The sequence below is a fragment of the Neobacillus sp. NPDC097160 genome (genome assembly GCF_044762155.1).
Classification (GTDB): Bacteria; Bacillota; Bacilli; order Bacillales; family Cytobacillaceae; genus Neobacillus.
In genome coordinates, this window is the sequence record NZ_JBIWDU010000007.1 from 122,766 (window position 1) to 144,733 (window position 21,968).

The 21,968-nt window shown below is 39.3% G+C and carries 21 protein-coding genes and 1 riboswitch; of the genes, 5 read left to right on the forward strand and 16 right to left on the reverse strand.

The genetic code is table 11. From position 1 onward, the window contains the following. Positions 1-79 precede the first annotated feature (79 nt). The 3 genes from ACIQXV_RS11895 to ACIQXV_RS11905 form a co-directional block, all read right to left on the reverse strand. Positions 80-1,069 (reverse strand): ABC transporter substrate-binding protein, encoded by a 990-nt coding sequence (locus ACIQXV_RS11895; protein WP_402958997.1) that lies wholly within the window; start codon positions 1,067-1,069, stop codon positions 80-82. A 40-nt stretch (positions 1,070-1,109) separates the two neighbouring features. After that, positions 1,110-2,210, reverse strand: a complete 1,101-nt coding sequence (locus tag ACIQXV_RS11900; protein WP_402958999.1) for an iron-containing alcohol dehydrogenase family protein — start codon at positions 2,208-2,210, stop codon at positions 1,110-1,112. A 160-nt stretch (positions 2,211-2,370) separates the two neighbouring features. After that, positions 2,371-3,723 (reverse strand): S8 family peptidase, encoded by a 1,353-nt coding sequence (locus ACIQXV_RS11905; protein WP_402959001.1) that lies wholly within the window; start codon positions 3,721-3,723, stop codon positions 2,371-2,373. Between the two features lie 352 nt (positions 3,724-4,075). Here ACIQXV_RS11905 and ACIQXV_RS11910 point away from each other — a divergent pair, with 352 nt between their 5' ends. Beyond that, entirely contained in the window at positions 4,076-4,363 is a 288-nt protein-coding gene (locus tag ACIQXV_RS11910; RefSeq protein WP_402959003.1) for a hypothetical protein, read from the forward strand. Positions 4,364-4,424: 61 nt separating this feature from the next. Beyond that, positions 4,425-5,135 (forward strand): DUF421 domain-containing protein, encoded by a 711-nt coding sequence (locus ACIQXV_RS11915; protein ID WP_402959005.1) that lies wholly within the window; start codon positions 4,425-4,427, stop codon positions 5,133-5,135. A 156-nt stretch (positions 5,136-5,291) separates the two neighbouring features. On the opposite strand, the gene ACIQXV_RS11920 is transcribed toward ACIQXV_RS11915, so the two are convergent. The 3 genes from ACIQXV_RS11920 to ACIQXV_RS11930 all read right to left on the reverse strand — a co-directional run bounded on the left by ACIQXV_RS11920 (position 5,292) and on the right by ACIQXV_RS11930 (position 8,529). Further along, positions 5,292-6,734 carry a DHA2 family efflux MFS transporter permease subunit gene (locus ACIQXV_RS11920; protein WP_402959007.1) on the reverse strand — a complete coding sequence of 481 codons (1,443 nt, stop codon included), beginning with the start codon at positions 6,732-6,734 and terminating at the stop codon, positions 5,292-5,294. Positions 6,735-7,014: 280 nt separating this feature from the next. Continuing rightward, positions 7,015-7,197: a DUF2187 family protein gene (locus tag ACIQXV_RS11925; RefSeq protein ID WP_402959009.1), complete on the reverse strand. Its 183-nt coding sequence runs from the start codon at positions 7,195-7,197 to the stop codon at positions 7,015-7,017. A 57-nt stretch (positions 7,198-7,254) separates the two neighbouring features. Next, positions 7,255-8,529: an L-cysteine desulfidase family protein gene (locus ACIQXV_RS11930; protein ID WP_402959011.1), complete on the reverse strand. Its 1,275-nt coding sequence runs from the start codon at positions 8,527-8,529 to the stop codon at positions 7,255-7,257. Between the two features lie 209 nt (positions 8,530-8,738). Here ACIQXV_RS11930 and ACIQXV_RS11935 point away from each other — a divergent pair, with 209 nt between their 5' ends. Beyond that, the gene (locus ACIQXV_RS11935) at positions 8,739-9,803 is read left to right on the forward strand and encodes a sulfite oxidase (RefSeq protein WP_402959013.1); all 1,065 of its coding nucleotides are present in this window, start codon (positions 8,739-8,741) and stop codon (positions 9,801-9,803) included. An 82-nt stretch (positions 9,804-9,885) separates the two neighbouring features. Here ACIQXV_RS11935 and ACIQXV_RS11940 read toward each other — a convergent pair whose 3' ends face one another. From ACIQXV_RS11940 to ACIQXV_RS11950, 3 genes are all read right to left on the reverse strand, one after another. Continuing rightward, complete coding sequence (locus tag ACIQXV_RS11940; protein ID WP_402959015.1) at positions 9,886-10,536, reverse strand: PspA/IM30 family protein; 651 nt, start codon at positions 10,534-10,536, stop codon at positions 9,886-9,888. Positions 10,537-10,557: 21 nt separating this feature from the next. Next, positions 10,558-10,905 (reverse strand): lmo0954 family membrane protein, encoded by a 348-nt coding sequence (locus tag ACIQXV_RS11945; RefSeq protein ID WP_402959017.1) that lies wholly within the window; start codon positions 10,903-10,905, stop codon positions 10,558-10,560. Between the two features lie 208 nt (positions 10,906-11,113). Further along, the gene (locus tag ACIQXV_RS11950; protein WP_402959019.1) at positions 11,114-11,911 is read right to left on the reverse strand and encodes an MBL fold metallo-hydrolase; all 798 of its coding nucleotides are present in this window, start codon (positions 11,909-11,911) and stop codon (positions 11,114-11,116) included. 339 nt (positions 11,912-12,250) lie between these two features. Here ACIQXV_RS11950 and ACIQXV_RS11955 point away from each other — a divergent pair, with 339 nt between their 5' ends. Then, positions 12,251-12,853 (forward strand): cell wall hydrolase, encoded by a 603-nt coding sequence (locus ACIQXV_RS11955; RefSeq protein ID WP_402959021.1) that lies wholly within the window; start codon positions 12,251-12,253, stop codon positions 12,851-12,853. A 67-nt stretch (positions 12,854-12,920) separates the two neighbouring features. Here ACIQXV_RS11955 and ACIQXV_RS11960 read toward each other — a convergent pair whose 3' ends face one another. From ACIQXV_RS11960 to purU, 3 genes are all read right to left on the reverse strand, one after another. After that, complete coding sequence (locus ACIQXV_RS11960) at positions 12,921-13,844, reverse strand: ABC transporter substrate-binding protein (protein ID WP_402959023.1); 924 nt, start codon at positions 13,842-13,844, stop codon at positions 12,921-12,923. A 122-nt stretch (positions 13,845-13,966) separates the two neighbouring features. Next, positions 13,967-14,971, reverse strand: coding sequence for an ABC transporter substrate-binding protein (locus ACIQXV_RS11965; RefSeq protein ID WP_402959254.1), 1,005 nt, complete (start codon positions 14,969-14,971; stop codon positions 13,967-13,969). 154 nt (positions 14,972-15,125) lie between these two features. Next, a riboswitch (cobalamin riboswitch) is annotated at positions 15,126-15,322 on the reverse strand. Between the two features lie 290 nt (positions 15,323-15,612). Beyond that, on the reverse strand, positions 15,613-16,512 hold the full coding sequence (gene purU, locus ACIQXV_RS11970; RefSeq protein WP_402959025.1) for a formyltetrahydrofolate deformylase: 900 nt from the start codon (positions 16,510-16,512) through the stop codon (positions 15,613-15,615). 251 nt (positions 16,513-16,763) lie between these two features. On the opposite strand from purU, the gene ACIQXV_RS11975 reads away from it, so the two are divergent. Beyond that, the gene (locus ACIQXV_RS11975; RefSeq protein WP_402959027.1) at positions 16,764-16,952 is read left to right on the forward strand and encodes a hypothetical protein; all 189 of its coding nucleotides are present in this window, start codon (positions 16,764-16,766) and stop codon (positions 16,950-16,952) included. Between the two features lie 187 nt (positions 16,953-17,139). On the opposite strand, the gene ACIQXV_RS11980 is transcribed toward ACIQXV_RS11975, so the two are convergent. The 4 genes from ACIQXV_RS11980 to ACIQXV_RS11995 all read right to left on the reverse strand — a co-directional run bounded on the left by ACIQXV_RS11980 (position 17,140) and on the right by ACIQXV_RS11995 (position 21,943). Further along, the gene (locus ACIQXV_RS11980; protein ID WP_402959029.1) at positions 17,140-17,433 is read right to left on the reverse strand and encodes a hypothetical protein; all 294 of its coding nucleotides are present in this window, start codon (positions 17,431-17,433) and stop codon (positions 17,140-17,142) included. Between the two features lie 439 nt (positions 17,434-17,872). Beyond that, entirely contained in the window at positions 17,873-19,213 is a 1,341-nt protein-coding gene (locus ACIQXV_RS11985; RefSeq protein ID WP_402959031.1) for a (Fe-S)-binding protein, read from the reverse strand. Beyond that, positions 19,214-20,620, reverse strand: coding sequence for an FAD-binding oxidoreductase (locus tag ACIQXV_RS11990; RefSeq protein WP_402959033.1), 1,407 nt, complete (start codon positions 20,618-20,620; stop codon positions 19,214-19,216). Positions 20,621-20,932: 312 nt separating this feature from the next. After that, a complete protein-coding gene (locus ACIQXV_RS11995; RefSeq protein ID WP_402959035.1) occupies positions 20,933-21,943 on the reverse strand; it encodes an ornithine cyclodeaminase family protein in 1,011 nt (336 codons plus the stop codon). Positions 21,944-21,968: the final 25 nt, after the last annotated feature.

A 21,968-nucleotide genomic window follows, 5' to 3' on the forward strand; every position in this document is an offset into this window, starting at 1 on the left:
TAAGCTCACCAAGGAAAAATGTACAAAGTTGGAAACCGTTTTCTTATGCTGCACTTTTCATTTTCTAAGTTGGAATCTATTATTGAAAACTGGAGTTAATAATATCTTCTACTTTCGGTTCTTTCTTAATAATATTTTGCTCTTTGTAGAACTGAATCGCATTTTCTGTTGATTGATAGATTGACCCTTTGTTGCTTTCTGAGCCAAATAACTCTTTATTCTCGTCTTTTGTTAAAAACTTCAATCCGGATTCGGTTGCGACAAATTCTTTTGTATCAATTTTTAATCCTTTTGCCATAATTTTGTCCGCTTCATCTTTATTCTCTTTCCAATATGCCATTGCTTCACTCATTGCCTTCACAAATGCCTTAACATCTTCAGGACGTTTTTTAATTACATCTTCTTTAAAACTAATTGTATCAACAATAATTCCCGGTAAATCCTTGGTTGTCAATAATACTTTCCCATTGGCTTCTGACCCTTTTGATAACCATGGTTCCCAAGTCACAGCGGCATCTACCTTACCAGCCGCAAAGGCAGCACCGGCGTCACCGGCAGACATTTGGATCACTTCCACGTCTTTTTCAGTTAAACCACCCTGTTTTAACGCTGTTAATGCAAGCATGTGGCTCGTTGATCCCACTTCAAATGCTAGTGTTTTTCCTTTTAAGTCTTTCACATCATTAATTCCATTTTTTACAAGAATTCCATCTCCACCATATGAATCATCTAATAACCAAACTACTTGTACGGGAATATCAGATGCAGCCAAGGTTACTTGTACATCCAATGCAGTTGCCATCCCATCTATTTTCCCACTAGCTAAAGCTTGTTTCCGTTCTGCCAACCCTTCCACAATTGAAAGCTCTACATCAATTCCATTCTTTTCGAAAAACCCTTTTTCTTTCGCTAAAAATAACGGTCCATACCCAGTCCATGTAGGCAATGTGACCTTTAATGGCTCGGAAGATTTTTTACCATTTGCATCACTAGATGCTTGATCCTTTCCACAAGCTGCCAGTGCAACTATCAACATAAACGAACACAACATAACTACCCATTTTTTCATGAATAAATACCCCCTATGATCGCTCTGATTTTCGTGAATCTCAATTAGAAACGACGAACATTTCATTTCCTATTTCATCTGCCCTACGGACAGAGGTGATCACCATCTCTGGCGTTACTTCAAATGGCATATTTGCCATATCTTCAATCGTAACAGTTATTTCACCTAGTTCTTTCCATTGGTCATCTGTTAAGCTGCTGATCCCCATTTGCTTTAATGTAAAAGGCAGACCGACTTCCTGATAATAGCTGATTAACGTCTTTACCTCTTCTTCTCCAACGCCTTCCATACAAAGCTGGGCTAAGATTCCAAAGGCAACAATTTCGCCGTGATACGTTTGGTGAATATCAGGGAATATGGTTAGACCTGAATAAATGGCATGTGCCGCTGCAGTCCGGCAGTCATCACCGCCATAACCACTTACACTACCGCTTACTAATATCACCGCATCTATTAGATCCTCTAATTCCTTCGTTAATGTTTTTGTTTGATTAGATGTGACGGCCTCTTGCCCAATTTGAAGCAAGGTATGATATAACTGGCCAGCAATCGCAATCGCTGTCTGATTTATAGCAGTCGGTACTGCTTTTTTTATCGAGCATTTTGTTTCAAACCATTTTGCCAATGTATCACCAATCCCAGCAATCAAATACCGAAATGGTGCATTCAAAATAATATGCGAATCTACTAACACTAATTCAGGTGCTTTTGATTTCCTGCTAATCTCCAGAAATTCCCCTTCATCACTGTAAAGGATGGCAATAGGCGTTGCTACTGCACAGGTAGCCGCTATGGTTGGCATGGCTACAAGTGGTTTATCAAGTTGATAAGCTACGGCTTTCACGGTATCCATCACCTTGCCCCCGCCAACTGCGATCAGCACATCGAAGTTTTCCGAACTTAATTGTTCTACAAGTCTATCAATATTTGTTTCAGATGATTCTCCACCATACCAAAGAGATTGCTTCAACGATATTCCTTGCTCTGATAAACTCTTCCTTAAAGGGCCTTCAACGATTTCCCGGCTAATGTTACCGCCAATTAAGACAGCTCTTTTTCCAAATTTATTTATGTATAAACCTGCATTTGATAATAAACCTGCATTTCGAACATATTGAGCAGGGCCAACTGTTACTTTCATAACCTTTTCCCCCTTCTAGGTGATGTATAAATATAAATAATATTCTATTAATATAAATGTTTGTCTAAATTATGTCAATGTATTATTTTAATTTTCTAAAAACCTATCCCTATGTACAAAAAACACCATCCAATTTGGATGGTGTCTGCACTTTTTAAGATTATTTCAATGCGCTAACTGCATTAATTAATCCTTTGCCGGACTTTTCATCATTTCCTGGTTTGAATACATCTTCAGCAGAGTTTAAAATAATGTGTTTTACTTGGGCAGGATTCAATTTATCTTTCCCGTGTTTGGCGATAATGACACCTGCAAGTGCTGCAACTTTTGGAGCCGCCATGGAAGTCCCCGCTTTATACCCCCAGCCGCCTGGAACTGTTGCCAAGCATAGGTAGGAATTATCCCTTCCCTCTTTTGTTTCAGGATTATAGTTAGGACCTAAATCTCCGCCTGGAGCCATGACATCAATTTTTCCTACTCCATAGTTTGAGTAGTATGCGAGATTTTTTAACTGTCCACCTGCGGAAACTCGAATCATGTTCTGGCTGCTCGGACTTCTATGAGTAGCACCTCTATCATCACCGGAAAGTTTACCCGGGCTGCTTATATCAACGGCGTTATTCCCTGCAGACCCAACAACTGTTACTCCTTTTTTGATGGCATACGTAATCGCTCGATTAAACATTTGCACATCTGCCACAACATCTTTTGTCGCATATTCCGGATCCTGGTACCAATCATAGCCGCCTAATGACATATTGACTACATCGACATTATCATCAGCAGCCGTCATTAATGCCTCCGCGATATTGGCTGTGGATGCTTCACCGGTCGGACCAAAAACACGGTAGGAAGCCACTTTTAGGTCAGGTCCAACCCCCATTGTTCTTCCCTTTGCCGCAATTGAACCCGCTACATGTGTACCATGGCCATTTTCATCCTTCGGATCCGAATAGCCTGGAACAAATGATTTTCCGTATGCATAATTTGCTTTTAAATCTGGATGGGTATAGTCAATGCCTGTATCGATTACGGCAACGACAATATCTTCCCCAGAAACTGGCTTGCCAGTACCCCCAGGAAGGTTCCAAGATTCTCCATTATTTGTTACTTGTTTAATATCCCATTGATGCTGCTCATATAGATCTGATTTTACTGATGAGGTATCTTCATAGGAGAAGGTTGCTTCCACAGATGGTGCCTCAGCATGAATTTTGTTTTCTGCTCCTGCTTCAGACACAATAGAAGACTTTTTCACTTCCTTTAGGAAATTAGGATTGCTGGAGGATACCTCAACAGCTCCTAATTTTTCCAGCCTTTGTTGTACCTGGCCGCCAGCTTTTTTAAGCAGGTCCTCATAACCTGATGGTAATTTTGCCTCATCTTTAAAAACTACTATGTATTTCTTTTCAACCGATTGAGCATGTCCTACACTTGCACCACTTGCAAAAACTGTAGATGCACATAATGTAAGGCTAAGTGCTCCTGCAAAAAATCCTTTTTTAATTGTCATTTTTTGACCTCCTTTATATTTCCTATTTTTCATTATATTGCAAATTGTTAAATGAGCAATCTCCTCTTTTCGACAGCCACAAACAGCATAGCCTACTTTGGAAATGGATAAAATGTATTTTTTTCCAACAGCAAATAACAAAAATAGATAAATATTATTATTATCCCGTAAAAAAAAGAATGGTAGTGCTGCAAATTTTGTCGGAATTCCCATTCTATTTACCTAGCTTCTTATTATCCAACAAATTTTCACCAATGGTTGACCGACGTCTTTGCTTAGATATTATTTAGGGAAAACGCAAAATATATTATGAGTTATCTGCACATAATATATTAAAAAGGTGTGTTTAACATTGGATTTTCCTACAATTAAAACGAATGTTTGGGATGTCATTTTAGCTATACCAATCATATTATTGCTAACCCAATTCTTTAAGGTTATTTTTAAAATACCTAAATGGTTGGTTCCCTCAATAGCACTCATATTAGGGCTGGGAATTTCAATTTTTGTAAGCCACAAACACAATATACTTGCAGGAATTTTTATGGGCTGGTTTTATGGATACGCTGCAATCGGGACGTATGCTTCGTTAAAAACCAACCTTATTACATATAGAAATAAATCAAGCAAAAAGGATTAAATGCATTTTAAATTAACTATAAAATACAGTTATCATTGATAAAATATTAAGGATGAATCGAATGGAAGAGGTAACGTATACAATACTCCGCACAATCATCTCCATCTTAATCTTAATGGTTTGTTCATTATGGTTTGGTAAACAAATCAACGCACATATTAACCTTTATAATTTTGCCTTATCCATAACAATTGGATCATTTATTGCCAACATGGGATTCGATATTAAATTAAACTTTTTCCCTATGCTTTCTGCTTTTTTAACACTCATTTTAATTTTCTTTTTATTTTCTCTACTTTCAGCAAAAAACAGGGTATTCCGCAAATGGTTATCAGGTAGACCCACTGTTATTATTGAAAAGGGAAAGATCCTTGACAAAAATATGAAAAAAATTAGATATACCCTTGATGATTTAAATCAACAGCTTCGAGAATTGGGAATATTTGATATAGTGGAAGTGGAATTTGCCATCTTGGAGGTAAGCGGAAAATTATCTGTCATGAAAAAAACAAAATATCAACATACATTGAAACAAGATTTATACCCTGCCATGCAAAATCAAGATGTAACTATTCCAAAAGAGCTTATCATGAATGGAAAAATGATCGAAAAAAACTTTAACGCCCAGTATTCAAATTCTTGGCTAGTTAACCAATTAAATCTAAGGAAATTAGAGTTAGAAGATGTTCAATATGCCGTCATCACTTCTAAAGGTCATTTATTTATTGATGTATATCATGATCAATTAACCACGGCTATTGATCTTGAATAGCGTTTTTATAAACATAATAAGATTTAACCAAGCAAAAAAAAAGGACTGACCCTGGCCGGTTAGTCCCTGATGTAGTGAATCCTTTGTTTAATCCTATATCCATATTTCTTCCATGAAGCATATGCCTATGAATCTTACTGAATAAGTTTATTCGTGCTACTCCTGCATTTTAACTCTAATTTTCCTACGCCTTTTTCCTTCCATTTCGCCTTCTGATTGTGGGTCATTTTTAATAAAAAAGGACAAGATTAGACCCAGTAACGAAAGAATCGAAACCACCATAAAGGCCACATTAGCTCCATACATATCAGGATAGGAAATTTCCGGGCGTTGCTTCGCTGTTTCTGCTGTTGTGGTCATTACAGTGACAAGAATAGCAGTACCAACTGAGGCTGCAATCATCTTCATCGTATTATCCATGGCGGCACCATGGGGAATTAATCGTTTTGGTAACTGGTTCAATGCGGCTGTTGAAACAGGCATCATGACCATTGAAAGGCCAAACATTCTGATTCCATATAAGACTGTAATGTAGGTCATTGTTGTAGAAGGGCCTAAAATGGTAAAGGCAAACGAAGAAGCTGTCATAATCGTTATGCCGATTATCACTAACCATCTCGCGCCGATTTTATCAAACACTCTACCAATAATAGGTGCCATCAGCCCGCTAATCAGCGCACCAGGTAATAGTGCTAGACCAGCCTCGAATGCGGAAAATCCCCGCATGTGCTGCATAAATAAAGGAATAATCGTTTCTGCCCCAATCAATCCCATAAAGCCAATCATTCCAATGATCATTGCGAACGGGAAGATGGAAAACTTAAAGACGCCAAATTCAAGCATTGGGTGTTTCAATCGTAACTGCCTGGAAATAAACAAAACCAATGACACACTGCCGAGCCCTAATGTTAAAAGCGTAGTAAGGTTTGACCAGCCATAATTTCCGGCACTTGTAAACCCATAAAGCAGCCCTCCGAAGCCTAGTGAGGATAAAATAATCGAAACTACATCGACTTTTGGTTTGGAGACCTCTGTTACATTTTTTAGAGCAAAGAAAGCGACAAGAATATCGATAAGAGCAATTGGCAAAATGATAAAAAACAATACTCTCCATGAAAAATGCAACGTTACCCAGCCCGATAATGCTGGACCTATCGCTGGGGCAAAGGAAATGACAAGGCCGACCAACCCCATTGCTGCGCCGCGCCTATTTACTGGAAAGATCATCAAAAATACCGTAGTCATTAAGGGAAGCATAATCCCAGCACCGCAAGACTGTATGACTCTTCCTACAAGCAGCATTTCAAAATTAGGAGCAATTCCGCCAACAAGTGTACCTGCTGCAAAAATACTCATGGCTGAGATAAATAACTGTCTCGTTGTAAAGCGTTCCAATAAGAATGCACTTATCGGAATCATAATTCCGTTCACCAACATAAAAACCGTTGTCAGCCATTGTGCACTATTGGCGGTTACGTTCATTTCATCCATTATCGGAGGAATTGCTGTGATCATCAGTGTTTGATTTAAAATAGCAATGAAAGTCCCTGCAAGCAGAAGCGCAACAATCGTAGAGTGCTTTTTACTTGATCCTTCCATACATCAATCCCCCATTCTTTTTTTATAAAATGATGTTACACTTCGTCTTTTGCCTTGATAAAAAAAGTACTTTTACAGATTACCTGATTTATCCTTTGAATTCCAATTAATTGATTTCCATATTAACAATCTTATGATGAATCAAAATAGCGTTGGCCGAACAAAAAGGTGCCAGGCACCATCCACTTTTATGAATGGTGCCTGGCACAAGAAAATTCGCCCAGCTTCAAATCACATAGAAAAATAGACCGAACAGATTTTTTCAAACAGCGATCATTTTTTATTTCGAGGTTTTAATTTTATAATTTTTATGATTAACAATTGTTATAAGGGGCTCACCTTTTTCTTTTGAAAAACCGTATTGGACCATCACGGAATTTTCCCTTATAGCAGAAACCTCACCTTCAAGGTTTTTTCCCTCTCGTTTAAAGGAAATAACATCGCCAATTTTAGCCGTGGCCATTCCATCACCTCGCATTTATAATGTCCAAAAAGCGGAAGAAATACATTTATTTTTTCATTATTTTTCAAGCATTAATTTTAAAATAAGTTCATCTGTCTGTCGTGTACCTTCATTCCCTAGTTTGCAGAAGTTTTCAATACTTTTTTCTACATCATCGTGGATGAAGCCGTCAGTAGATTTTATCTCTTGATGGTTCAGCGCCAACAGAGCTGATTGTACAGCGACATTTGAACATGTCGAGACTTTCATGGCACAGCCTGCTTTAGCCCCGTCGCAGATCATTCCAGAAACGTTACCGATTGTATTTTGAATCGCGGCTTTTATTTGCTGAAGACCCCCATTCAGTAAATAAACAATCGCCCCACTCGCACCCATCCCGGCAGCGGTTACTCCGCATAAGGCAGAAAGTCGGCCAAATTTAGATTTGATATGAATGGTGATGAGATGGCTAAGGGCAACCGCTCGAATCATCTTTTCCTCGGAAACTTGCAGCTTTTCTGCCGCTGCGACAACAGGAAGTGTCACGGCAATACCTTGATTTCCACTCCCGGTATTCGCCATCACCGGTAGTGTCGAACCTGCCATTCTGGCATCTGAACCAGCTGCAGCAAGTGACATGGCCACAGTAGCTAAATCATCGGATAGAATTCCTTTTTTTACATTCTCTTTAATTGTTTTTCCTACATTTAGACCATAATCTCCTGAGAGTCCTTCTAATCCAATGATTCGATTTAATTCGATACTCTTTTTTATAAGCGTTAAGTCGTTAAGATCCGCCGTTAAAACCCAATCATAGATTTCATCTATTGTAAGTGCTTCTAATTCCTCTTCATCTGTTTGAATTCCGATATTCTCGCATCCGCCCAGAAACACAGCTTTCCCATCTACTTCAATTAAGGTGATATTACTATGATTATCAGAAATGACCACTTTAGACATCTGCTGATCTGTTTCTACAATGACTTCGATATAAAGTCTTTTCGGTGTATCAGCCTTGCCAGCTTTCACTTTACCGGCTTCAATGAGTTTTAATGCCGACCGTTCATCTTCCGTTGTCAGTCCATCTAAAATTTCTAATCTCTTATTTGGATCTCCTGCCGCCGCTCCAAGGGCAGCTGCAAATTCGAGACCTTTAGCCGACATTCCCGGAATCCCCACGGATTTTGCATTTTTTATTATATTACCACTCGCTTTTACACTAATGGCCTGTATTTGCCCGGTAATTTTACTCTTTGCCGTTGCTGCAGCCATGCAAATAGCTACAGGTTCTGTACAGCCAAGGGCAACAACTAATTCTTTCTCTAAAACAGCCAATATTTTATGTTTGCCCATTTTGTTCCCCCTGCATTTATATTCCTTCTAATATTTTATCATAATAGGCCCATATATTTTTAAAAGTTTTTTACCATAAAAAAGCTTGTAGAGTACCTTCATATTAACTATCCGTGACTGGCACTTTTGTCCTTTTATATTTTGAAAAGAAGGAAAAGGATAATATCCTTATTGGTCTAATACACTTTAAATAGAAAGGAGTGACTCTTTTGTATTATAATGACCGCGTTTTAAAAACCAAACCGTACCTAATCACACGAAGTTTAAATCCCGAAAATCAGGAGACCCCCATTCATTTTCTAGAAATTAGTGAAACACCATTTCCATTGACCTTTCGAAGAAATCACTTTATATATCCCGAGATCTCCATTCAGCCTTACTTTCTTACTATCACTGGTTCAGTAAAAACCCCTGTTACATTACATTACAATCAAATCACCTCCATGCCTTCACGAACCGTGACTGCCTTGGTGGAATGTTCGGGAAACAAGCGTGCTTATTTCGAGCCAAAGGTATTTGGTGAACAATGGACAGAGGGTGCAATTAGCCAAGGAAATTGGAAGGGGGTACCGCTCTCCTATCTCCTTTCCTTGACTGGAATCAACGCCGGAGCACGTGAAATTGTTTTTCTAGGGGGAGACTCCGGAATAAAGAAAGGACAGCATGTTCATTTTGAAAGAAGTCTTCCACTTAAAAAAGCGTTAGATTCCAATGTAATTGTCGCATGGGAACATAATCAGAAACCTCTAAATCCAAAGCACGGTTTTCCATTTCGATTAATTGTCCCAGGCTGGTATGGGATGGCATCAGTGAAATGGTTAAAAACGATACGTGTGATTGATGCTCAGTTTTCCGGCCCCTTCCAGACAGATGATTATGTATATTATCCCCGTTTGGATCAGGATAAAGATTCAGTTCCTGTGACTACTAACCATGTCAATTCCGTTATTCAGCAGCCACTTGACCGTCAAATACTTAAACCAGGAAAGCATGAAGTAACGGGCATAGCTTGGACTGGCGAAGGGATTATAACTTCTGTCGAAATCAGTTTGGATAACGGGACCACTTGGAAATCCACATCCCTTCAATACAAACCACATAAATATCAATGGATGAAATGGTCTTACTCCCATGTTTTCGAAAGAAATAACGAATACACCATCAAGGTTCGTGCCTTTGATTCCAATGGCCACTCACAACCCAATCAAGCATACTGGAATCGTAAGGGGTACGGCTATAATGAAATTTCCCAGATTACAATACAAATTGAATAAAGATCTATTATTTTTTTGAAAAATAAGACATGAATAATAGTAAAAGGGCAGTGATTCCATTCATCACCGCCCATTCAAGATTTTATTCTTTCGTTAGATCCAAAGGTTTGCTACTCATTTCCTTTTCTAACTGCGCTACTTTACTATCAATTGTGCTGCGGAAGAAAGAGCTGTGCATCTTTTGTTCTAATCGGTCAAGATAGTTTTCGATGTCCTTAAACTTTGAATAAGATTGAGTAGTGTACGAATCAGATTCTAACACGTGGTTCATTCCAAGGTTAGCTCGAGATACATTTTCTTGGCCCATTAATTCCATACGACGAAGATGCATATCCTTTAATTTGTGTTTCATTTCTTCATGTTTTCGCTCTAATTCTTCCAGCTGTTCGGTTACTTGTGTATGTGAAGCTTTTAGGCGCTGTGCCCTCTCTGAATATTGCTGATGCTCAGCTGCAGCAAATTGATAAAGCTCAGTTTCCCCTGCTTTTAAAGCAATTTCCGCTTGGTGTTTTCTTTTTTCAGCAAATTCCACTGCCAGACTATACTCTCTAGTAAATTCATCCCTTAATTGAGATTGGCGTTCAACCAATTTGCCCACCTTCGCTGCTTCCTGCTCGCATTGGCGGAGGTATTGATTGAGTTTCGCAATCGGATTTTGTTTTTCTTTTTGATGAAGAGTTTCATTTAAATCAGCGACGATGAAATCTTTTATTTTTGTAAATAGGTTTGTCATGTTCCATTTCTCCTTTAAAAATTAATATTTTTTTAATTCATTCCATTGCTTTTCAAAACTAACAAATGGATCCGTTTCATTTTTCGTTGGCGTCTTTTTGTTTTTGTTCCAATTTTTATAAACAAGGTAGAGCACATACGCGGCACCCACGCCAATAAGAGCTGGGATATGGTGGATCGTTGCTGAAAGGACCATTAAGCCGATGATGACTAACCCGATTTTCATGCCTGTTGACTCCGTCTTTAAAAATTGTTTAAAGATGAAATAAAGAATCCCGAGACTAACCAGTAATCCAACCATTGGGCCAATTGTTTTCAGTAATATAATGGCGGCAAGGCCACCAGCTACCAGCAGACCAAATTTTTTCATTTTATTTTCCTCCTTTATTTCGCTAATCAATTTGTTTTCCTTATCTTGATTCCATCTTACCTTTTTTCTATATGTTTCATAATTGCGCTTGAGCTTGATTTTTCTATCGGACTTAAGACTTAGGTAATACCGGACTATCAAAGTAAGCATAGAAATAGGACCAACCTAGATTGGTTAGTCCATGAATTAACAACTATTGAAATCCTTTTCAGATTCCGGTAAGGATGGAAGTGACAATATGCCGTGAATCCCATTGTCCTTCGGAAAAAGCGATAATTGGGTACTTTTTCGGGAAAAGCACGTGTACAATTTCCTCAATAGAGCGTCCTTCCTTGTAGAGGTCTCCCACTTCACCGGACAGATTCTCAAGATAATCTAACTTTTGCTTCAGCATGCTTTTTCCATTTTGTATGTAGCCGGCATGACAGCAATACAGCGATTGAAAATCATAGGTGAGCAGCCTGCGAATGGAATCGATAATGATCGGAATGGATTCGCTGTCCATTATGACCTTTGTCTTCGTAGCAACGAACAAATCTCCAGAAAATAATCGGCCCGTTTCTTCATCAAGAATTGCGACATGGTCATCGGCATGGCCTGGTGTATAGATGACTTTCCATTCTCGACGACGTGATTGAATCATATCTCCAAGTGGTAAGGCATTAAACTCTGACCGCACGCCCCAGGTAATTTGGCGGTATTTCGGATAGGGACAAGCCTCCGCACAAACACTGATCCCCTTTGGATGGACATAGATGGGAACATTGCTTTTTTCCTGAATCCAGGGGGCTAAACCAGAATGATCCTCATGGCTATGCGTTAAGGTCACTAACTCAAAGTTTTGATTTTCATAAAAAGGTATGAGGTCTGCTTCAAGACACTGTGGCCCAGTATCAATTACCATTCCATCTACTAAAAAAGAATAAACCGTTCCTAATTTAAGTCCTGATCGTTGAACATTCCCCTCGACACACATAACGTCCTCATTCATTGACAATTGTATCATGACCGTTCATCTTCACTCCTTTTTCATGGGTTAGATTAAAGGATTACCGCCCTTTGGGTAAGTAGCTAGACAAATAGAAATAATTCACCGTTTCAATTTTTTGAATTATCTATTTAATGGTAAACAAAAATGAATGAATAATCAATCATTTAGTAAGATCCATATTCAAAGCTTGGGTTTGTACGCAAATTACCCCCGATTGATGACCAGGTTCTTTAAGTTTAAAAGAATCCCTCTCTTTTCTATGTAATGAAACTGTAATACTAATCTATCGATTTGATTCATAGAAATAGAAACTAATCAATGATTCACGAGAAATCAACTGGGAGGAATAAAACCATGAAAAAACTAATTGCCATACTAACAATAGCAGCAACACTCTTATTTGCTTCTCCAACCCTTGCTTATACTGTAAAAAGTGGGGACACGATGACAAAGATTGCAAATGAAAATAAGCTAACTTTAGATGAGTTAACTAGACTTAACCCGCAAATCGAAAATATTGATTTGATCCATGTTGGACAAACCGTTTATACAAATAAATCAGAAGAGCATCCTACAAAACCTGAAATAGTAATAGGGTATTCAGAATATGAAATAGATCTGCTTGCTAGATTGGTTAGAGCTGAGGCTCAAAGTGAGCCCTATCAAGGAAAAGTGGCTGTTGCCTGTGTGGTCCTAAATAGAGTGGATAGCCCGTCCTTCCCTAACACGATTAAAGAGGTTATTTATGAAAAGGGGCAATTCCAGCCGGTTCAAAATGGTCAGATCAATAAATCTGCTGATGAGGATTCTATTAAAGCTGTACACGAAGCATTAAATGAGAACCGGAGTGTTGCTGCTGGTTCGTTATATTTCTACAATCCCGCCATCGCTACCAGTCGTTGGCTCGATTCAAGGGCGACAACTCTAGTGATTGGGCGACATGTGTTCAAACAGTAATTTTTTGTATAAAAGAATAAGAAAAACCGGGCAAAAAACCGCCCGGTCCTTGGTTAGAAATTATCTATTACACCCTTGATAATTCTGTATCGAAAATGGATACAACCTTTTTCTTACATGATTCTGGAATTCCAAACAGCTGCGGATGGAAGAGGGCGGCTAGTAACTCAATTCCGTCTACCAATGTGGTACTTGGCCTTGTAAAGTAATCTGCATCTGCAAGATAGACTGCCTTGTTTTTTACTGCAGTCAATTCGCTCCACCCAGGTTTACTTGTAAGCTGATCGATTTCCTGTATCGATCGTTCCACCTGAAAACCGCAAGGCGCAATGACCAATACTTCCGGATCATATTGTTGTACTTTTTCCCAAGGAGTCACTACAGAGTAACCTGCCGGATTGGACAACATATCCACACCACCCGCCAAAGAGATTTGGTCAGGAATCCAATGCCCACAATTATAAATTGGATCTAACCATTCCATAATCATCACTCTTTTCGGTTCTACTTGGTGTTCACGAAGTTTGTCAGTAATTGCACGTACTCTCTTTTGTAAGGAAGCTAAGAAATCAAGGCCAACCTTTTCTTCTCCAAGCTCTGTTGCAATGGTTAGTGCATTCTGATATACATCACGCAGCCTTCGCGGTATTAATGGCACAACTTTTGGTTGCTTTTTAAGAGAGCCAATGGCTCTTTGAACAACAGAGGTGCTAATTTGACATACGTCACATACATCTTGTGTAAATACAAGATCAGGTTCTATCTCTGATAATAATTCCATATCCACATAATATAAACTTTTTCCCATATTAGATGATTCTGTTACAAAAGTTTCAATTTCTGCACTTGAAAGGTTACGTCCCTCGAGATGAGTACGAACAACTTTTGGTTTATCCGATGGACATTCAAACGTGACTCCATTCAGATGTCTTTCTAGTCCCATTTCATAAATCATATTGGTAGCGGCGGGTAAAAACGAGCATACCTTCATTTAGACAACCTCCTCAAGTTAAAGTCTATTATTATTTCATTACCAAAAATTTTAATCTCCAATCAATTGTTCCTACAGCAATTGATTTCTTAACCACAAATACTTACCCATGAATCGATTAGTTATTTTGAGTAGATCTCAGGATAAATGGCTTTTGCAAATTCCTCCAGTCCTTCCGCCAAACGTGGTCCTGGACGATTGACGATTTCGGAATTCACATCATAAACGCGCTTTTCCTTTACCGCAGTTACATCCTTCCAAGCAGTACGGATGTATACTTGTTCCGCTGGATTGTCGATATAATATCCATAGGTGGTGATGATCACTTCGGGGTTAAGCGGGATCACTTTCTCTTCCGTTAATTGCAACCAGCCATCCATATCACCAGCTACATTTTTGGCATGGAGCATTTCAATCATCTCATTCATAAACGTACCTTTACCTGCTGTCCAGAGAGTAGGATCGATTTCTAGCCAGACTATAGGCTGCTCTTTTTCTTGGATATGACTAACTTTCGCTACAATCTCAGCAACCTTAGTCCTCATCTGATTGATTATAGCATCCGCTTTTTCTTTTGTTCCAGTTGCTTGCGCAATCAGCCTAATCGTATCATACACTTCGGCAAATGAATCGGAAGCAGGAATCACGGCAACCGTAATACCTGCATCACGCAGCTGGTCAATCCGGCCGCCAGCCGCTCCGATCATCGTGCTATCTGCAAGGACAAGATCAGGTTTTAAGGAGAGAATCTTCTCCACATTAAACTCTTGTCCTCCAACCCTCTCTTTCCCTTCTACCTCTTTTGGATAGGTATCATAATCACTGACACCGATAATTTCATCCCCTAATCCCAGTGCAAAAGCAATCTCTGTATTGCTGGGTAGCAGCGACACGATTCGCTCCGGTTTCTTATTTATCGTTATTTCAACGTCTGTTGCATCTTTAAAAGTGAAAGGATAAGAGGTTTCTTCTGGCAAATTGTCCTTTACTGAATCATTGGCAGATTGACCTTTCTCTTGAGAAGTAGCTGCCGCCTGTTTTGCGGTATTTGTACCTCCACACGCTGTTAGTAAACCCATTGCTAAAAATAGGGCAAATAGTAATGTATAAAACTTGTTGTTCTTCATCATGATTTCTCTTTTCTCCTATTTTTGTACTAATAACATCTCAACAAAAAAAGCTCATCAATTGTAGATGAGCTAAAGCGGCATAAAGATTGTAAAAATATAGAAATAGATCATTTCTGTTATATGCCGTTTAACTTCTCACCTCCCGAAGACGTAAAACGATGGAGTATAGGTAGGTCTACTGGCTTGTGCGTCATCTTACTTTGAACCCTTCCCAGAACAGTCGCTATTCACGTAGCTGTTCCAGTGGCATGCTCATTTCATCAACACTTACAGTTGCGGGGACAGCTCTGGATTTCACCAGATTCCCTATTAAGTCGAACATCGACACCATATATTCTTCCGAATATTCAATTTTTAAATTTATTTAATAATACCTCATTTTAATAGGAGTAACAAGCAGTTTAATCTATTATTTTACTTTTTTATGGTTTTTTTGGTAATTCCATTCAGAATAATAGAAATGGTCTAATCATATTATTTCTTAATTTTTTTTGATAAAAAGGGCTAGTAAAGTGGCGCATTTCATAGTTTTATCTGTACTCATGACATGATTATTCTCCATGATTGAATTACAAAAAATTCGAACTTCACTTTATGCTAATAGTTATTGACACTAAAGATAAACCATTTCTTAACAGTTAAAATACAATCGTTTTATTATGATGAACAATAATCCTGTCTTCCAGATGCCATTTAACAGCCCGCGCTAATACGCTTCGTTCAATAGAACGACCCATTTTTTTAAGTGTATCGACATCAGAACGGTGATCGACTCGAGCAATGTCCTGTTCAATAATTGGCCCCTCATCCAGATCATTTGTTACAAAATGTGCAGTCGCCCCGATTAATTTCACCCCACGCTCATAAGCGCGTTCATACGGTCTTGCGCCAATAAAGGCAGGTAAGAAGGAATGATGGATGTTGATAATCTTTTTAGGATTAGCTGCAACAAATTTCGGTGTTAGAATTTGCATGTATCGAGCTAAGACAATCACATCAATATCGAATTCTTCAAGAAGATGTAGTTGTTTTTCTTCCACTTGGTCACGAATCTCTTTATTTGCCGGAATATAATAGAAAGGGATATTTAAGCCTTCCACCACATCCCTTGCCGCTTCATGATTACTGATGACTAAAGCAATGTCTGTCATTAAATCGCCGCTTTGCCATTCCCATAAAAGTTCTAACAGACAATGCATTTCCTTCGATAGAAATATCGCGGTTTTTTTCACTTTGTAAACAGGAGTTAACCGCCATTCCATAGAAAACTTCGATGCGATTTCTGTAAATTGTTCTGCCATTTCGTTTTCTTTCTCTTTTAAAAAAGGGCATTCAAACTCAATCCGAATAAAAAATACCCCGCCCTCCGGATTGATGGAATACTGACTGGACTCAATGATATTAGCATCAAAGGAAAATAAAAATTGGGAAATTGCTGAAACAATGCCTGGCTGGTCTGGGCAGCTGACTAATAAACGCCCACGATTTTGATTTCGCATTTTAAATTGTTCAATTTGATCTTTTATAGAGGAGTTCATTTTTTTAAATCCCTTTCCATTAATTAATGAAACCCATTATACATTAGACCAGCCTAGTTTGTTAAGAATTTTCACAAAATTAATAAATTGTAAACTGCGTGAAGAGTCTGTAAATATCAGATAAGGAATATGTCAGAAAATTATTGATACGATTACGTTGTGTTAAGATATGGAAAATCAGCTCTTTTTTCCATTGAATGCTTGTATGATATTACTGTATCAAAATTTCAAGCGATCAAGGAGGAAGACTAATGAAAGATTTTAAGAAATGGTTATTTGCTTTGATGTCTGCAATGATGGTGCTTGGAGCCGCAACTGCATGCTCTAACGCTAGTACTGATCCGAAAGATACAAATACAGAACAAACGGATGATGGTACTCAAACTGATACAGAAGATGGTTCTGAAACGAAAGATAATTCTAGTGAGTCTGGTCAATAAAAATAATTTCGAGAATGAATTTTAAAAAAACCATGATAGTGTTTAACGGGTTTCGTTAATTTTCACAAACATTAACAATGCAAAATTAAAGGACTATCAAAATGTTTGTTTGATAGTCCTTTTTTATTGATTTGGTGCTATTTTTTCAACAATTAATAAGGCCATCCAAGAAGGAAGACCCACACATTTATTTAGTGAAACTATTTTTAATGTCCATTAAATACTTTACAATGACAGCAATACCGCCAACGTAATAAAAAATGACTAGAGTCCAGTTAGTAGGATCCATTGGAGCCATAGCTGCTAGAATGTTCAATGGAAGAACGTAGTATAAAATATCCTTTAAATAATCTAATACAAAAGCTGTATCGAAAGATCCCTTCCCAAATGATTTAAATAGAGAGATAAGAAGATTAATGCTCATTAGTCCAAAAACAGCCCACATTGTATAAAGCATCCAGCCTGAAAGAGTTAAGTTCATTATGATCACCTCCTTTCTACATACTATTCTAGAAACAGTGGACAGGTGAGAATAAAGTAACATCAAAATTAAAAAAATTCTCAAGGCGTGTCATGTACTCTCAGATATGGTCTCCTGCGACTTTTTTCTCCTACTCCAAATAAAACAACTGGAGGAACAATGAGGTTGTAAATTATTTGAACGAACAACAAAAAAATTACATTAACGCCTGCTGGTGAAATTTTATACGGGATGGTAAAAAAGTAATTATCTCTAATAAACGAGACTGAAAACGAGCTTCAAGAGCAAAAGAGAATGATTCAAGGGGACTTAAAGGTGGGTTCTAGTTTAACAATTTTCGAATATATTCTTTCTAGTTCTCCTACCTTAGGCAAAATGCTTAATAAGCCATCCAATTAATCGGATGGCTTATTCTTATCAAATATCCTACCATTGACCACTATTGAATGGCACATGCATCAGCCAATAATTCAACCAGATGCAAAACTTCGGTGTCATTTGCTAAATTACTTCGTTCTACACCCAATCTCATTTGTAAAAGGCAGCCAGGGTTGGAGGATACGATTACCTTTGCTTTTGTATTAGAAACATTTTTCATTTTATGATCTACTATTTCCATAGATTCATCAAAATGGAGGAGATTGTAGATGCCGCCTGATCCGCAGCAATCACTGCTACGTTCCATCTCAACATAAGTAATGCCGGGGATTGAACGAAGAATCTCTCTAGGTTCCTTGCTAACACCTTGAACATTACGTAAATGACATGAATCTTGGTAAGTAACAATTTTATTAATCTCTTTTTTAAAAGGCAATGGACCAAGCTCACCGAGAACTTCCGAGATATCCCGGGACCTCTTAACAAAGGACCTCGCTCTCTCTAGCATTTCTGAATCATCCTTGAATAACTGATCATATTCACGAAGCATCGCACCGCAGCCGCCTGCATTATTAATAACATAAACTGCACCAGTTGACTCGAATGCCTCAATATTAGCACGGGCTAATTCTCTAGCCTCACCCATCAACCCCTGATGTGCGTGTAACGCACCGCAGCAATTTTGCTGTTTTGGTATAACTACCTCGCATCCAACATGTTGAAGCAATTCGATCGTCAACCGATTCATTCTCGACATAACCGCATCCATAATACATCCAGGAAAAAAAGCGACCGACATTTTTTTCCTGCGTTTAGCTGGATATATCTTCCCAAATTTATATCTCTTAAAGGGTGATTCAATTTGCGGGAGCGTTTTTTCAAATTGTCCCATCGACTCAGATAGTTTATTTATTACTCCAATTTTCTGAACTAGCTTATTTACCCCCGTTTTTTGATAAAACCAAAGCGCATTCCCTACCAGCCTGAGTCGCTTTTTATGAGGGAATAGATGAAGAAGGACCGCATTTTGGAACGTGTTACCCCTCTTACCTTCTGCAAGCCGTTCATCTACGCGCTGGGTTGCCATCACCTCTTTGGCTGATTCATATATTTTTCCATAAGGAACATTTACCGGGCAGGCCACTTCACAGGAACGGCAGCCAAGGCATAAATCAATCGACGATGCTAAATCCGTCCGCACATCAATTTTCCCCTCGGCTGCGACCTTAACAAGATTGATTCTACCTCTGGGCGAATGGGATTCTTTCCCCATCGTTTGAAAGGTCGGGCAAACAGGTAGACAATAACCGCATTGAATACACATATTTGCGGCTTCATACGTTTGATTATGTAACATGGAGGCATACTTTTTATCTTCTGTATGACAAAGGAGTTTTTCCATCTAAATTAATACCACCTTTGTTTGGTTAGGCTCCGGAAAAATTTTCCCTGGATTCAGGATATGGTTCGGATCCCATGCCTCTTTAATAAGTTTCATAAAGTGGATCCCTTCTTTCCCCAATTCCATCTCCATATATGGGGCCTTTAACAAGCCAATTCCATGTTCTCCTGATAATGTTCCGCCCAGTTCAACCGCCGCTTCAAAAATCTCACTGATTGCTGCTTCGGCCCTCTTCATTTCCTCGATATTACGTTTATCCGTAATGATATTCGGATGAAGGTTCCCATCACCGGCATGGCCGAAGACAACGAGATTAAGCTGAAATTTTTCACGAATGGCATGGAGCCGCTCAATCATGTTCGGGATTTGACTTCGTGGCACGGTCGCATCCTCAGAAATTTTCGTCGGACCCATTTTAGCAATCGCCGGAGAAACCATTTTTCTCGCATGCCAAATTTTATCGCGTTCCGTTTCATCTTGAGCAACGAGTATGTCCGACGCATGTTGCTTCCTGCAAATCTCGGCACATTTATTGATTTCATCTTCAATTGCCGCTTTATGCCCATCCACTTCAATGATCACAATGGCTTCGGCATCAACAGGGAGGCCACTCTTCGTGTAATTCTCCACTGCCTGGATGCAGGCATTATCCATTAATTCCATCGCACTCGGTAAAATGCCGGAGGATAAAATGTTGGTGATCGCATGCCCTGAATCAATTAATCTGTGAAAAGACGCTAACAATGTTTTTCTGGCCTGTGGCTTAGGAATGAGTCGCAAAATGGCTTCGGTCACAATGCCCAACGTACCTTCAGAGCCAACAATTAATCTTGTTAAGTCATATCCAGTGACATTTTTCACCGTTTTTCCGCCAGTTCGGATTATTTCTCCTGTAGGTGTAACGACTTCTAATCCAATCACATATTCCTTGGTCGTTCCATATTTCAACCCTTTTGGCCCGCTGGAATTCTCAAGCAGGTTGCCCCCAATGGTTGAAACATGGGAACTACTGGGATCCGGTGGATAAAATAAGCCACATTCCTCCGCTTGTTTGTGAATGTCACCTGTGATGACACTTGGCGACACAATAGCAAGTAAATTTTCCTGATCAATGATTAGTTTCTTTGGAAATTGCGACATATCCAGAACAATCCCGCCCTCAACTGGAAGCGGCCCCCCGCTTAAGGAAGTCGCGGCGCCTCTTGGATAGATGGGGATTCTGTGTTCGTTTGCCAGTTTTAAAATCGAGGAAATCTCTTCTTTGTTTTGGGGCTGGACGACAAGGTCGGGTAAATATTCCCCAAAGGAGGCGTCAAAGCTATATGAATACCGATCAGCTAATTGCGTCAAAATGCGCCGCTCGGGAATGATGGATTGAATAGACTGAATGATGGCTTTAACATCCATTTTTATCACTCCAAGTGATTTTTTGAAAAAACTGGGGGTTGTGCATGTATCACTCTACGTCGGGCATTATTATGGTGGTTCATAACGACCATATTAGACTGGAAATCCCCGAGACGGTCGTTATGGCGGGGTTCATAACGACCACAATAGACAGAAAATCCCCGAGACAGGCGTTATGACGGGGTTCATAACGACTATAATAGACTGGAAATCCCCGAGACGGGCGTTATGACGGGGTTCATAACGACCACAAAGCCTTAATATCTCAAATAACGGTCGTTATGAATACCTTAATAGACATGTTCACCAAAATTAGGCCTTTATCGTACTCAAACTCCAGGCAGGTCCCAGCTCAACACGCTGTCCAATCCCTTCCTTAAGGGCTTTTTCGTAAAAATACTTTGCAACGACAATATCGGCTGCGGCAAAACCAACAGACTTAAAAACAGTAATCTCGCTCTCGTCTTCCCTTCCCGCTGCCCGGTTGCCGATAATTTCACCTAATTCAGCATGAATCCGGTCCTCGCTAAATTTCCCTTCTTGTATCGGAATTAGTAAATCTCCTGCCTCTTTGGCTGTGGCATCCCTTGATTCAACCACTACTTTCTGAGCCTGAGAAATCACACATGTTGGCAGCTCACGCATCGATGGTTGATAGGAGCCGATAGCATTGATATGCACACCCGGAGCTACCTCTCCCGTAAAAACTGGAGTGTCTGAACTTGTGGAAGTGACAATGATATCGGCACCATCGATCGCTTCGTCTGGGTTATCAAACACAGAAGCCGTAACTGGAAAAAGTCTTTCAATATGAGCGGCAAACTCCAAAGCCTTCTGTTTACTGCGATTATTTAGTTTCACCCTCTCAATATCCCTTACCGCCAAAATTGCCTGCAATTGTCCCAGAGCCTGTTCCCCGGTTCCAATCATACTGAGAGTCTTTGAATCCGGTCGTGCCAAATACTTTGTGGCCGCACCTGATAATGCCCCGGTTCTCATCACCGTTAAATAGGAAGCTTCCAATAATGCCAACGGCTCGCCAGTTTCAATATCCATAAATAAAACAACCCCATTAATGACCTTTTTGCCTATTTTTCGATTATTTGGAAAGGTACTGACGTATTTCATTCCCAGACAACCAACTTCCTCGGCACTGGCCGGCATAAAAATGGCATTCCCACCAGATTTACTTACGGGGAGAATTGTTCGTAAGGGAGTGTTCGTTCGTGCTGCCGAATACTCCTCTAACCCTACGGCAACCGCATCGATTACCTCAGACATATTTAACAAGTTTTGCTGGTCACTACTACTAAGTATTAACATTGGGTCCTCCTATTTTAACGAATTT

Coding starts and splice junctions, on each gene's coding strand:
- ACIQXV_RS11895 (WP_402958997.1), bottom strand. CDS start 1,069: ATGAAAAAATGGGTAGTTATGTTGTGTTCGTTTATGTTGATAGTTGCA.
- ACIQXV_RS11900 (WP_402958999.1), bottom strand. CDS start 2,210: ATGAAAGTAACAGTTGGCCCTGCTCAATATGTTCGAAATGCAGGTTTA.
- ACIQXV_RS11905 (WP_402959001.1), bottom strand. CDS start 3,723: ATGACAATTAAAAAAGGATTTTTTGCAGGAGCACTTAGCCTTACATTA.
- ACIQXV_RS11915 (WP_402959005.1), top strand. CDS start 4,425: ATGGAAGAGGTAACGTATACAATACTCCGCACAATCATCTCCATCTTA.
- ACIQXV_RS11920 (WP_402959007.1), bottom strand. CDS start 6,734: ATGGAAGGATCAAGTAAAAAGCACTCTACGATTGTTGCGCTTCTGCTT.
- ACIQXV_RS11925 (WP_402959009.1), bottom strand. CDS start 7,197: ATGGCCACGGCTAAAATTGGCGATGTTATTTCCTTTAAACGAGAGGGA.
- ACIQXV_RS11930 (WP_402959011.1), bottom strand. CDS start 8,529: ATGGGCAAACATAAAATATTGGCTGTTTTAGAGAAAGAATTAGTTGTT.
- ACIQXV_RS11940 (WP_402959015.1), bottom strand. CDS start 10,536: ATGACAAACCTATTTACAAAAATAAAAGATTTCATCGTCGCTGATTTA.
- ACIQXV_RS11945 (WP_402959017.1), bottom strand. CDS start 10,905: ATGAAAAAATTTGGTCTGCTGGTAGCTGGTGGCCTTGCCGCCATTATA.
- ACIQXV_RS11950 (WP_402959019.1), bottom strand. CDS start 11,911: ATGATACAATTGTCAATGAATGAGGACGTTATGTGTGTCGAGGGGAAT.
- ACIQXV_RS11955 (WP_402959021.1), top strand. CDS start 12,251: ATGAAAAAACTAATTGCCATACTAACAATAGCAGCAACACTCTTATTT.
- ACIQXV_RS11960 (WP_402959023.1), bottom strand. CDS start 13,844: ATGAAGGTATGCTCGTTTTTACCCGCCGCTACCAATATGATTTATGAA.
- ACIQXV_RS11965 (WP_402959254.1), bottom strand. CDS start 14,971: ATGAAGAACAACAAGTTTTATACATTACTATTTGCCCTATTTTTAGCA.
- purU (WP_402959025.1), bottom strand. CDS start 16,512: ATGAACTCCTCTATAAAAGATCAAATTGAACAATTTAAAATGCGAAAT.
- ACIQXV_RS11975 (WP_402959027.1), top strand. CDS start 16,764: ATGAAAGATTTTAAGAAATGGTTATTTGCTTTGATGTCTGCAATGATG.
- ACIQXV_RS11980 (WP_402959029.1), bottom strand. CDS start 17,433: ATGAACTTAACTCTTTCAGGCTGGATGCTTTATACAATGTGGGCTGTT.
- ACIQXV_RS11985 (WP_402959031.1), bottom strand. CDS start 19,213: ATGGAAAAACTCCTTTGTCATACAGAAGATAAAAAGTATGCCTCCATG.
- ACIQXV_RS11990 (WP_402959033.1), bottom strand. CDS start 20,620: ATGGATGTTAAAGCCATCATTCAGTCTATTCAATCCATCATTCCCGAG.
- ACIQXV_RS11995 (WP_402959035.1), bottom strand. CDS start 21,943: ATGTTAATACTTAGTAGTAGTGACCAGCAAAACTTGTTAAATATGTCT.